The sequence below is a fragment of the Paracoccus sp. JM45 genome (genome assembly GCF_003590715.1).
Taxonomy (GTDB): Bacteria; Pseudomonadota; Alphaproteobacteria; order Rhodobacterales; family Rhodobacteraceae; genus Paracoccus.
This window is the reverse complement of the sequence record NZ_QQVY01000010.1, coordinates 53,566-65,514: the sequence shown is the minus strand read 5'-3', so window position 1 is coordinate 65,514 and position 11,949 is coordinate 53,566. Positions and strand designations below refer to the sequence as shown.

Here is an 11,949-nt window from a genome sequence, read left to right as displayed (position 1 = left end):
CCTGCCACGATGGTGGCAAGGGAAAGCCATTGCGTCAATGCGTGCGAATCTCGGACAGGATCGCTTGGGCGGCCGCGCGCGGATCGGCGGCCTGCCAGACCGGACGACCGACCACGATATGGTCTGCACCGGCTGCAATCGCGCTGGCGGGGGTTTCCACACGCTTCTGGTCACCAAGGGCCGCGCCACTGGGACGCACGCCGGGTGTGATGATCAGACGCGAATCGGGAATGGCGCGGATGGCCTGTGCTTCGCGCGGGGAACAGATGATGCCATCGGCACCCGCCTCATATGCGCGGGCGGCGCGTTCGACGGTAATGTCATGCAGATCGCCTGCCTGCATCATCCCCGCATCCAGATCGGCGCGTTCCAGTGATGTCAGGATCGTCACGCCAAGGATCTTCATCTTGCTGCCCGCAGCGCCTTCTTTCGCGGCGCGCACCACATGCGGGTCGCCATGCACGGTCAGGAAATCGATGTCATATTGGGCCAGACCGCGGACAGCAGCCTCGACCGTGGCACCGATATCGAACAGTTTCATGTCCAGAAAGATGCGCTTGCCGTGTTCCTGCTTTAGCTCATTGGCCAAGGCCAGACCGCCGCCGGTCAGCATGCCCAGCCCGATCTTATAAAAATTGACCGCATCGCCCAGCTTTTCGGCCAGTGCCAGTCCCGCAAGCGCGTTCGGCACGTCCATCGCCACAATCAGCCTGTCGTCCATGATGACCCCATTTTTCCGGAAAAATCGCGGCGTTATGACATGTTCGCTTCAGTCTTGAAAGCTCCGTGAAAACTCCCATTTCTTGATCAGAGACCCGTAAAGGGGGCGTGCCGGATGCGGGCGCCCGGATTTCGGGGGCTAACCTAAAGATGGAGATTGCCCGATGAACATGGAAAAGTTCACGGAACGCTCGCGTGGGTTCCTTCAGTCAGCCCAGACCATCGCGATGCGCGAAAGCCAGCAACGTGTCATGCCCGAACACCTGTTGAAGGCATTGATGGATGACGATCAGGGCCTTGCCTCGAATCTGATCACCCGTTCGGGCGGTGATGCACAATCGGTGCGTCTGGCCGTCGATCAGGCTGTGGCCAAACAGCCTAAAGTCACCGGCGGCAGTGGTCAGACCTATGTCGACCCTTCCATGGTGCGGGTTCTGGACGAGGCCGAGCAGCTGGCCAAAAAAGCCGGCGACAGTTTTGTGCCTGCCGAACGTGTGCTGATGGCCTTGGCCATGGTCAACACCACCGCCCGTGACGCGCTGACCACCGGTGGCGTCAACGCGCAGGCGCTGAATGCGGCCATTAACGATATCCGCAAAGGTCGCACCGCCGACAGCGCATCCGCCGAAGACAGCTATGAAGCGCTGGAAAAATACGCCCGCGACCTGACTGCCGCTGCCCGCGACGGCAAGATCGACCCGATCATCGGTCGTGACGAAGAAATCCGTCGCGCCATGCAGGTCCTGTCGCGCCGCACCAAGAACAACCCTGTGCTGATTGGCGAACCCGGTGTGGGTAAAACCGCCATCGCCGAAGGTCTGGCCCTTCGCATCATCGACGGTGATGTGCCCGAATCCCTTCGTGACAAACGCCTGATGTCGCTGGACATGGGCGCGCTGATTGCCGGTGCCAAATATCGCGGCGATTTCGAGGAACGGCTGAAGTCGATCCTGAAGGAAATCGAATCCGCCGATGGCGAGGTGATCCTGTTCATCGACGAATTGCACACGCTGGTCGGCGCGGGCAAATCCGAAGGTGCGATGGATGCAGCCAACCTGATCAAACCGGCGCTGGCGCGGGGCGAACTGCATTGCGTGGGTGCCACGACGCTGGACGAATACCGCAAGTATATCGAAAAGGACGCGGCCCTTGCTCGTCGCTTCCAGCCGGTTGTCGTGGCCGAACCGACCGTTCAGGACACGATCAGTATCCTGCGCGGCATCAAGGAAAAATACGAATTGCACCACGGGGTCCGCATCAGCGACGCCGCACTGGTGGCGGCTGCGCAATTGTCGAACCGCTATATCACCGACCGCTTCCTGCCTGACAAAGCCATCGACCTTGTTGACGAAGCCGCCAGCCGCCTGCGGATGGAGGTGGACAGCAAGCCCGAAGAACTGGACCAGCTGGACCGCCAGATCCTGCAAATGCAGATCGAGTCCGAAGCCCTGAAGAAAGAGGACGACGCCGCATCCAAGGACCGTCTGGAACGGCTGGAAAAAGAGCTGTCCGATGTTCAGGAACGCAGCGCCGAAATGACCGCCCGCTGGCAAGCCGAACGTGACCGGCTGGAAGGGTCGCGCCATGTGACCGAACAGCTGGACCGCGCCCGTGCCGAACTGGATCAGGCCAAACGCGAAGGCAATCTGGCCCGCGCGGGGGAACTGTCCTATGGTATCATCCCGCAGCTGGAAAAGCAGATGGCCGATGCCGAAACCACCGGTGCCGACGGATTGCTGGTCGAAGAAGCCGTGCGCCCCGAACAGATCGCCGAGGTGGTGGAACGCTGGACCGGCATTCCCACTGCCAAGATGCTGGAAGGCGAACGCGACAAGCTGCTGAAGATGGAAGAGCAGATCGGCAAGCGCGTCATCGGCCAGTCCGAGGCCGTGACCGCCGTAAGCAATGCCGTGCGTCGTGCACGCGCAGGTCTGAACGACGAAAACCGTCCGCTTGGGTCATTCCTGTTCCTTGGGCCAACCGGCGTGGGTAAAACCGAGCTGACCAAGGCGCTGGCCGAATATATGTTCGACGATGACAGCGCGATGGTCCGCATAGACATGTCCGAATTTATGGAGAAACACTCGGTCTCGCGTCTGATCGGTGCCCCTCCGGGTTATGTCGGCTATGACGAAGGCGGTGTGTTGACCGAGGCGGTGCGTCGTCGCCCCTATCAGGTGATCCTGTTCGACGAGGTGGAAAAGGCCCATCCCGACGTCTTCAACGTGCTGTTGCAGGTGCTGGATGACGGTGTGCTGACCGATGGTCAGGGCCGGACGGTGGACTTCAAACAGACGCTGATCATCCTGACCTCGAACCTTGGATCGCAGGCGCTGTCACACCTGCCCGAGGATGCCGACGGGACCGAGGCACGCCATCACGTCATGGACGCGGTGCGCAACCACTTCCGCCCCGAGTTCCTGAACCGTCTGGACGAGATCATCATCTTCCGCCGTCTGTCGCGGTCGAACATGGATGGCATCGTCACCGTGCAGCTGGCCCTGCTTGAGGCACGCTTGGCCGGTCGCAAGATCATGCTGGATCTGGATGACGCCGCGTGGACATGGCTGGCCGATCAGGGCTATGATCCGGTCTTTGGCGCACGTCCGCTGAAACGGGTGATCCAGCGCGCGTTGCAGGACCCCTTGGCGGAACTGCTGTTGTCGGGTCAGGTGATGGACGGTGCGACCGTCAAGGTCAGTGCTGGCCCCGACGGGCTGATGGTTGCCGACCGCATCGGCACAGCCGGGTCGCGGCTGGGTGCGGTGGGCGAAGGCCCGCGTCCCGACGCGCCGATCCACTGATAAAAAAGGCCCCCACGAAAACGGGGGCCTTTTCTTTATTCGGGCAGTTTTGCCAGAAACGCCTTGACCAGCGCGGCCGAATTTTCCGAGGCCAGCGACATGAAGACGCCCATCTCGTTTTCGCCCTCTCCTCCGCCTGCCAGATCGGACAATGACCGGAAGGCGATGAACGGCACCTGATTCGACCATGCAACCTGTGCGACGGCAGCGGATTCCATGTCGACGACCTGCGCCTCGAATGTATCAGACATCCATTCGCGCAAAGGGGCATTGTCCATGAAGGACGATCCCGACAGGCCATTGCCGCCGACACGGATCTGCGGGGCCTGATCCAGACATTCGTTCGCATCATTGCAGGCGGCAAGATCGGTTTCATCCGCCACCTGCTGCGCGACCTTCAGCAGATCGGCATCGGCAGGAAACCAGAAGCGCGTTTCGGGTTCGCCACGATCGGATGCCACCGTCGTTTCACGGGTAAAGAACATCTGGTGATTGGCAAAGGGCGACGACAGGAACCCCGGCAGCGCGTAACCGTCACCGTCCTGACGTGCCATGACCGTTTCCAGCCAGTTGCCCCAGTTTTCCGACACGACCACATCACCGATGTTCAGCGTGGGATCGACCCCCCCCGCGATGCCCGAAAACACGATGCTGTCGATATCGAAATGATCCAGCGCCAGTTGCGTGGTCATGGCCGCATTCACCATCGACACACCCGACAGGAACAGCACGACATCCTGCCCCGACAACTGGCCGGTGATAAATTTCGTGCCGTTGATGGTTTGGCTTTCCGCGCCCTGAAGATCGGCCTGCAGGCTGATCCATTCCGGCTCGAACGCGGACATGACGGCAATACGCGGCGTTTGGGCCGCCAGCGGCAGGGCGCTGGCCAGAAGGGCGACGGCGGCGGTGCGAAGGGGAATCATGATGTGACCTTTCACGATATGCAAATTCTGCCGCGTTGCTAGCCAGTTGCCCCGATGATGACCACAGCTAAGCCCTTGTCGCCGCGTCAGACCTTGCCGACTGCCCAAGCAGAAGGCATCGTCGCCCAAACCTTGAGGGAGGACATCATGTTACCGCCGATCCTGCAGAACCTGCGCATCCCTGTCGTTGCGTCGCCCATGTTTATCGTATCCGGCCCCGAACTGGTCATTGCCCAATGCAAGGCCGGCATCGTCGGCAGCTTTCCGGCCCTGAACGCACGCGAAAAAGAGGGTGAGCTTTCGATGCTGGACGCATGGCTGACCCGCATCACCGAAGAACTGGACCGCCACAATCAGGCCAATCCGGACAATCCCGCGGCCCCCTATGCGGTGAACCAGATCGTCCATCGCAGCAATGCGCGGCTGGAGCGTGATATTGAAACTTGCCACCGCCATAAGGTGCCGATCTGGATCACCTCGCTTGGGGCGCGGGTCGAGGTGAACGAGGCCGCCCATGATTGCGGCGGCATCGCGCTGCACGACATCATCAATAATTTCTTCGCCAAGAAGGCGATCGAAAAAGGCGCGGATGGTCTGATTGCCGTGGCCGCAGGTGCTGGCGGTCACGCCGGTCCGCAATCGCCTTTTGCGCTGATTCAGGAAATCCGCGAATGGTTCGATGGTCCGCTGTTGCTGTCCGGATCGATTGCGACGGGTCGGGCGGTGCTGGCCGCGCAGGTGATGGGTGCCGATCTGGGCTATATCGGCAGCGCGTTTATCGCGACCGAGGAAGCAAACGCGCAGGCAGATTATAAACGGATGATTGTGGAAAGCGGCGCAATGGATATTGTGACATCATCGCTGTTTACGGGGGTTTCGGGGAATTATCTGGCCCCCTCGATCCGCAATGCGGGGCTGGACCCCGACAATCTGGCGGCGGCGGATGCATCCTCGATGAATTTCTCGGACGGGTCGTCCAAACCCAAGGCGTGGAGCACGATCTGGGGGGCCGGTCAGGGCATCGGGGCCGTGCACGCGGTGGAACCTGCGGCCACCCGTATCGACAAGCTTGCGGCAGAATACCACGCGGCGAAAGAGGCGGTTTCCCGCATGTGACCTTTGCGGAATGGCGTTATGGTCCCCATATAGGATGCCATAACGCCACCCCATCCGCGGAGGATCATATGGCCTATCAGAAAAGCCAGGATGCGATCGACCGGCTGACGCCGGAGCAATATCGCGTCACGCAGGAAAACGGCACCGAGCGGGCCTTTACCGGCGAATACGACCATCACTTCGAACCGGGCATTTACGTCGATATCGTCTCGGGTGAACCTTTGTTTGCCAGCGGTGCCAAATATAATTCGGGCTGCGGCTGGCCAGCCTTTACCAAGCCGATCCAGCAGAATGTCACCGAACACCGTGATGTCAGCTTTGGCATGGTCCGCACCGAAGTCCGGTCCACAAATGGTGACAGCCATCTGGGCCATGTCTTTCCGGACGGACCACCCGAAGCAGGCGGGCTGCGTTATTGCATCAACTCGGCCTCGCTGAGGTTTGTGCCCAAAGATGACATGGAAGCTGGGGGCTATGGTGAATACCTGCCCCAAGTCGAAGGATAAAGATGATGACAGAACGCGCAGTTTTGGCGGGTGGATGTTTCTGGGGGATGCAGGATCTGATCCGGCGTCTGCCCGGTGTTGTATCGACCCGTGTCGGTTACAGCGGCGGGGACATCCCCAACGCCACCTATCGCAATCATGGCACCCATGCCGAAGCGATCGAGATCATTTATGATCCCGATCTGACCAGCTATCGCCACCTGCTGGAGTTTTTCTTCCAGATCCATGACCCCACGACGGTGGACCGTCAGGGCAATGACATGGGGGCCAGCTATCGCTCGGGCATCTATTATGTCGATGAGGATCAGAAGGCCGTCGCTTTGGACACGATCGCGGATATCGAGGCATCGGGCATCTGGCCCGGCAAAGTTGTTACGCAGGTTGAACCGGTCGGTGATTTCTGGAACGCCGAGCCGGAGCATCAGGATTATCTGGAACGCTTTCCAAACGGCTATACCTGCCACTTCCCGCGTCCCGACTGGGTTCTGCCCAAACGTGACGCCGCCGAATAAGCGTTGCCCCCAAAGAGAAAGCGCCCGGAACCATGTTCCGGGCGCTTTTTGCGTCCCGCGACCGCACCGCCATCACAGCGCCCGATGACATCAGGCGGCAGTCCGGCGGTGACCCTCGACCCTTACGCGTCCCGCGGCGGACGGACCCTGAAGACCGCGCAATAAAGCGCAGGCACGAAGACCAGCGTCACCAGCGTTCCCGCAATAATGCCGCCCATCATCGCAAAGGCCATTGGCCCCCAGAACACCTGCCGCGAGATCGGGATCAATGCCAGTGAGGCCGCAGCCGCTGTCAGCAGGATGGGGCGTGCCCGGCTGTCGGATGCCTCGAACACGGCATCCCAGCGGCTTTTGCCTTTATGCAGCAGTTCCTGGATTTCATGGACCAAAATAATCGAGTTCCGGATCAGAATTCCGATCAGTGCCAGAATACCAAGGATGGCCACAAAGCCCATCGGCACGCCGAATGGCACCAGCACTGCAACCACGCCGATCAGGCCCAAGGGGGCCGCCGCAAAGACGATCAGCGACAGGCGGAAGCTTTGCATCTGCGCCATCACCAGAACCGACATGATCAGCAGCATCACCGGCACAACAGCGGCAATCGGCGCCTGACTGTCAGCCGAGCTTTCGACCGTGCCGCCGATCTCGATCTTGACGTCTGGAGGCAGGGTGGACTGATATTCGGCCACCTTATCCGTCATCGCCGTTACCAGTGTCGCGGGTTGGTCCTTGGTGGCGATACCGGCCTTGACCGTGACTGTCGGCAAGCCGTCACGTTGCAGGATCAGCGGCTGTTCGGACCCGTATTCCAGCGTTACCAGCGCCGCCAACGGAATGGTACGCCCGTCGGCCAGACTTAGCTGAAGGTTGCGGATCGAGCCCAGTGATTCACGATCATCAGTCGCGCCCCGCGCCACCACATTGATCAGGAAAATATCATCGCGCAGCTGCGTGACCTGAACCCCTGTAAACAGCGCCGATAGCGCATCCGAGATATCGCCGTTGGTCACCCCCAGCTGACGCGCCTGATCCTGATCGACGTTCAGGCGCACCATGCGGGCGGGTTCATTCCAGTCCAGCGCGATATCACGCAAACGCGGTTCGCCCGACATCACCGTTGCAAGACCAAGGGCCGCATCACGGGCGGCATCGGGTTCGGGGGCGCTGACGCGGTATTGGACCGGTTTGCCGACTGGCGGGCCGATTTCAAGGTTCTTCACATAGATGTCGACACCGACAAAATCGGTCTTGGCCATCGAATTGATGCGGGCCTTGACGCGGTCGCGGGCTTCAAGGTCCGGTGTCTGGATGACGATCTGGCCCATATGCGGACCTGCGGTCGGCACATCCATCGACAAGACGAACCGCGGCGCACCTGAACCGACATAGGTCGTCCAGAACAGGACATCTTCGTCCTGTGACAGGGCTGCTTCCAGCCGCGCCATATCGGCATCGGTCCGCGCAATCGAGGCATTCTGGCGTTCACTGACATCAATCACCACCTCGGTCCGGTCCGAGGTCGGGAAGAACTGCTGTTCAACGAATTGCATCCCCCAGACCGAGGTAAAGAACAGGGCCAGCGTGACCGCGATGGTGATCCATTTGAACCGCATCGCATGGCGCAGCAAACCGTGGAAACCACGGCGCAGACGCCCCGGCCCTTGATGGTGATGTGCCATTTTGGAGGACAGGAAAGTCACCCCCAGCAATGGTGCGAACAGCACTGCGACGATCCATGAAATCGTCAATGAAACTGCAATCACCACAAACAATGAAAAGGTGAATTCCCCCGCAGCCGAGCTGTTCAACCCGATGGGAATAAAGCCTGCGACCGTGACCAAAGTCCCCGTCAACATGGGGAATGCGATAGAGGTCCATGCATAGCTGGCCGCTTTTTCAAGGGATTCCCCCAGCTCCAGCCGGGAAATCATCGTCTCGATCGCGATCATGGCGTCATCGACCAGCAGACCAAGGGCAATGATCAGGGCCCCCAGTGAAATCCGCTGCAAGGTAATTCCGTAAAGGCTGAGGATCACAAAGGTGATCGCCAGACACAGCGGAATGGTCAGTGTCACGACCAGACCGGCGCGCATTCCCAGACTGATAAAGCTGACGACCAGAACGATGCCCACAGCCTCGGCCAGTGCCTTGACGAAATGGCCGACGGCATCATCGACGACATGGGGCTGGTCGGCGAATTTGGACATGGTGATCCCGACCGGCAGATCGGCCGCAATGTCGTCCATCAGGCTGTCCAGCTGTTCGCCGAATTCAAGAATATTGCCACCCTTTCGCATGCCGATCTGCAAGCCGATGGCCGTTTCACCGCGATAGCGGAACAGTGAATCCGGCGGGTCCTGATAGCCGCGCGTGATCGTGGCCACGTCAGCCAGATTGAAGAAACGTTCGCCCACGCGCAGGTTCACAGCCTCGATCGAGGAGGCATCATCGAACTGCCCGCCCACGCGCACCAGCACTCGTTCCGGCCCCGACTGAATCACCCCCGAAGGCGAAATCGCATTCTGCTCTGCCAGCGTTCCGACAACCTCGGCCTGATTCAAACCAAGTGCCGCCAGCCGCGCCGAGGAAAATTCGATGAAGACCTGTTCGTCCTGTTCACCCAGCAATTCGGTCTTGCCCGCCTGATCCAGCGTGGCAACCTGCTTGCGGATAGCCTCGACCCTGTCGCGCATTTCACGCGGTGTAAAGCCGTCGGACGTAAAGGCATAGATATTGCCGAACACGTCACCGAAGTTGTCATTGAACTGGAATCCGGAAAATTCCTGCGGGAAATCGGCCCTGATATCTGACATCATCTGCCGGACGCGTTTCCAGACTTCGGGGACGGCGGGGCCACGGATGGTCGGGTCCAGTTCGACATAGACCACCGCCTGCCCCGGCATGGTGACGGATCGCGTAAAGTCCAGTTCGTCCAGTTCTTCCAGCTTGGTTTCGATGCGGGTCGTTACCTGCTTCAGCGTTTCCTCGGCGGTGGCACCGGGAAGGGCTGCGGCAATGATCATCGTCTTGATGGTGAAATCGGGATCTTCTTCGCGACCCAAAGCCAGATAGCTGATCGTACCGGCAAACATCGACATCAACAGCAAGAACCAGACAAAGCTGCGGTGATGCAGCGCCCAGTCCGACAGATTGAAACTTTTCAAGGGTTCAGCCTCCGGCCGACTGCCTGACCATCGGTCAGTGATTTCACGCCACGGATGACAATTTCATCACCCGCCTCAAGTCCCGATGTAATAGAGACGCGCCCCTGGAACGGGGCTGCGGCAGTCACCGGAACCTGTTCGACATAAGCGGTGTCCCCGTCGCGGTGGACAGACCAGACAAAACTGTCGTCGCCAACCGTCAGCACGGCGGCTGCGGGCAGCGACAACGAAGGATCGTCCACGCTGCCAAAACGTGCCCGCACCAAGGCCCCCAGACGGAAGCTGCTGTCTTGCGGCAGCCCCAGATGCAACCGGCGGGTGCGGGTGGCGCTGTCTGCCACGGGGTCGATACGGTCCAGCACCGCGGGTTCTTCGGCTGCGGGTTCGTTGCGATGCCAGACCGTAAAGACCGCGTCACGGTCAAGACCGACCAGCGCGGATGCCGGCAGGTCGATCAGAACCTCTTTTTCATCCTGTGCCGACAGTTGCAGCACCTGCTGGCCGGCGCTGACAACCGCACCGGGTTCTTCATAGACAGCACTGATCACGCCCGCGAAAGGTGCGGTCATGGTCGCAAAACCTTCTGCATCCTCGGCCTGCAACAATTCCGAACGCGCCTGCTCGACCGCGGCATTGGCCGCGACAGCGGCCTGCTGCGCCTGTTCCAGCTGCGCGCTGGACGACACATTGCGTTTTGCCAGCGCCGTGGTCCGCGTCAGGGTGGCCTCGGCGGTGCGCTGTTGGACCTCTGCCGCATCATAGGCCGCGCGCGCGGCGCGGGTGGATGCGGCAAGATCATCGGTGTTCAATTCGGCAAGGGTTTCCCCTTCTTCCACCATCGCCCCCAGCTCGACGGGGCGGGACACCATCCGGCCAAGCGTCTGGAACCCCATGGTCACCTGATCGCGCGATGCGACAATGCCGGGGATCCAGCGCGCTTCGTCGCCGTGATCCTCGACAATCACACTGACAACAGGGCGGGGCGGGCCTACGGGTTCTTCTTCCGCATGATCACCACCCCCCAGCCAGCTTGGCAACCCAAGCGCCGAAGCAGGCCCCGCAAGTACCGCGACCGCGCAGATAATGGCCAGATGTTTCATTCCTGCCCCTCTTGATCTTCCTGCACCTTCCGGCCGGGATAAAGCAGTTGCGATCCTTCGCCGATGACCCTTTGGCCGTCGGTCAGCCCGTCCGCCACGAAAATCGTCTTGTCACCGTAATGGCCCACTTCGACCTGGGTCAGATCGACGCGATTGTCCTGATCGACCGTCCAGACGGCAGGCGCATCCCCTTGGCGCATCAGGGCGGTCCACGGAATTTCGACTCCGTCGGCAGGCGCAAGGTCAAGATACCCGCGGACCGAGGCACCCAGCAATTCGGTCCCGCGCTGCGGCATCTGGACCTGTGCGCGGACGGTCACGGTGCCGGTGGACGGATCGACCAGCGGCGAGACCTCGGTGACGACGCCGAACATGGTCGGACCGGCAATATCGATTGTTTCCAGCCTGACACGGGTGCCCAAGGCATCGCGCAACATCGGATCATCGGCAACATGGAAGATCGCCTCGAATCCGGTCATGGCAGCCAGTTCGAAGACCGGCTGGGCGGCTGCAACGACCTGCCCCGGTGCCACGGTCTTGCTGGTAATAACCGCCCCTTGCGGCGAACGCAGCACAGCGTCCTGCAACGCGCGGCGCGCCTGTTCAACCGCCGAAACCGAACGTTCCAGAACACCTTCTGCCTGCGACAAGGCCTGTTCCGCCCGATCGGCATCGGCGCGTGTTCCGACACCGCGTTCCAGCAGTGCATCGGCGCGTTCACTGGCTTGGGCGGCCTGTTCCTGCCCCGCGCGGGCCGACAGCAGGCCTGCTTCGGCGACGTTCAGCGACTGTTCCTGCTGGACCGCGGCCAGACGCGCCAAGGCCTGCCCCGAAACAACGCGGTCACCTTCTTCGACCAGAACCTCGCTGACGCGGCCACCCTGACGGAAACCCAGCTGGATTTCATCAATCGCAGCGATTTCCCCCGAAAGCTCAAGTTCGGTAGCAAGCTTGGTCGTTTCGACCGTCACAAGACGCACACGAACAGCGTCATCGGTATCGTCCTGCGCGACAGCAGGTAAGCCCATCAGGCAGGCCAGAAGGGCGGTTCCAAGAATCTGTTTCGACATAATCGACCGATATGTTGCAATACCAAAC

The 11,949-nt window shown here is 60.7% G+C and carries 9 protein-coding genes; 4 read left to right on the top strand and 5 right to left on the bottom strand.

Annotated elements, in window-relative coordinates:
- Positions 1–34: 34 nt before the first annotated feature.
- Positions 35–721, bottom strand: a complete 687-nt coding sequence (pyrF, locus tag DWB67_RS13065; protein ID WP_119807992.1) for an orotidine-5'-phosphate decarboxylase — start codon at positions 719–721, stop codon at positions 35–37.
- A 163-nt stretch (positions 722–884) separates the two neighbouring features.
- Here pyrF and clpB point away from each other — a divergent pair, with 163 nt between their 5' ends.
- Positions 885–3,524, top strand: coding sequence for an ATP-dependent chaperone ClpB (gene clpB, locus DWB67_RS13060; RefSeq protein WP_119807991.1), 2,640 nt, complete (start codon positions 885–887; stop codon positions 3,522–3,524).
- A 35-nt stretch (positions 3,525–3,559) separates the two neighbouring features.
- Here the strand turns inward: clpB and mtnN are convergent, their stop codons facing one another.
- Positions 3,560–4,450 (bottom strand): 5'-methylthioadenosine/S-adenosylhomocysteine nucleosidase, encoded by an 891-nt coding sequence (gene mtnN, locus DWB67_RS13055; RefSeq protein WP_182911579.1) that lies wholly within the window; start codon positions 4,448–4,450, stop codon positions 3,560–3,562.
- A gap of 147 nt (positions 4,451–4,597) precedes the next feature.
- Between mtnN and DWB67_RS13050 the strand changes: the two genes are divergently transcribed.
- The 3 genes from DWB67_RS13050 to msrA all read left to right on the top strand — a co-directional run bounded on the left by DWB67_RS13050 (position 4,598) and on the right by msrA (position 6,584).
- Positions 4,598–5,566: a nitronate monooxygenase family protein gene (locus DWB67_RS13050; protein WP_119807990.1), complete on the top strand. Its 969-nt coding sequence runs from the start codon at positions 4,598–4,600 to the stop codon at positions 5,564–5,566.
- A 68-nt stretch (positions 5,567–5,634) separates the two neighbouring features.
- Complete coding sequence (gene msrB / locus DWB67_RS13045; RefSeq protein ID WP_119808023.1) at positions 5,635–6,072, top strand: peptide-methionine (R)-S-oxide reductase MsrB; 438 nt, start codon at positions 5,635–5,637, stop codon at positions 6,070–6,072.
- 2 nt (positions 6,073–6,074) lie between these two features.
- Entirely contained in the window at positions 6,075–6,584 is a 510-nt protein-coding gene (gene msrA, locus DWB67_RS13040; protein WP_220475131.1) for a peptide-methionine (S)-S-oxide reductase MsrA, read from the top strand.
- A 122-nt stretch (positions 6,585–6,706) separates the two neighbouring features.
- On the opposite strand, the gene DWB67_RS13035 is transcribed toward msrA, so the two are convergent.
- The 3 genes from DWB67_RS13035 to DWB67_RS13025 are packed head-to-tail and all read right to left on the bottom strand — an operon-like array spanning position 6,707 to position 11,921.
- On the bottom strand, positions 6,707–9,751 hold the full coding sequence (locus DWB67_RS13035; RefSeq protein ID WP_119807989.1) for an efflux RND transporter permease subunit: 3,045 nt from the start codon (positions 9,749–9,751) through the stop codon (positions 6,707–6,709).
- On the bottom strand, positions 9,748–10,851 hold the full coding sequence (locus DWB67_RS13030; RefSeq protein ID WP_119807988.1) for an efflux RND transporter periplasmic adaptor subunit: 1,104 nt from the start codon (positions 10,849–10,851) through the stop codon (positions 9,748–9,750). Before DWB67_RS13030 ends, DWB67_RS13035 begins: the two co-directional genes overlap by 4 nt.
- Positions 10,848–11,921 (bottom strand): efflux RND transporter periplasmic adaptor subunit, encoded by a 1,074-nt coding sequence (locus DWB67_RS13025; RefSeq protein WP_119807987.1) that lies wholly within the window; start codon positions 11,919–11,921, stop codon positions 10,848–10,850. The genes DWB67_RS13030 and DWB67_RS13025 overlap by 4 nt, the downstream gene beginning before the upstream one ends.
- Positions 11,922–11,949 lie beyond the last annotated feature (28 nt).

What these genes read in the sequence shown, in the direction of transcription:
- pyrF (WP_119807992.1), bottom strand. Translation starts at nt 721, where the DNA reads ATGGACGACAGGCTGATTGTGGCGATGGACGTGCCGAACGCGCTTGCG.
- DWB67_RS13030 (WP_119807988.1), bottom strand. Translation starts at nt 10,851, where the DNA reads ATGAAACATCTGGCCATTATCTGCGCGGTCGCGGTACTTGCGGGGCCT.
- DWB67_RS13050 (WP_119807990.1), top strand. Translation starts at nt 4,598, where the DNA reads ATGTTACCGCCGATCCTGCAGAACCTGCGCATCCCTGTCGTTGCGTCG.
- mtnN (WP_182911579.1), bottom strand. Translation starts at nt 4,450, where the DNA reads ATGATTCCCCTTCGCACCGCCGCCGTCGCCCTTCTGGCCAGCGCCCTG.
- DWB67_RS13025 (WP_119807987.1), bottom strand. Translation starts at nt 11,921, where the DNA reads ATGTCGAAACAGATTCTTGGAACCGCCCTTCTGGCCTGCCTGATGGGC.
- msrB (WP_119808023.1), top strand. Translation starts at nt 5,635, where the DNA reads ATGGCCTATCAGAAAAGCCAGGATGCGATCGACCGGCTGACGCCGGAG.
- msrA (WP_220475131.1), top strand. Translation starts at nt 6,075, where the DNA reads ATGATGACAGAACGCGCAGTTTTGGCGGGTGGATGTTTCTGGGGGATG.
- clpB (WP_119807991.1), top strand. Translation starts at nt 885, where the DNA reads ATGAACATGGAAAAGTTCACGGAACGCTCGCGTGGGTTCCTTCAGTCA.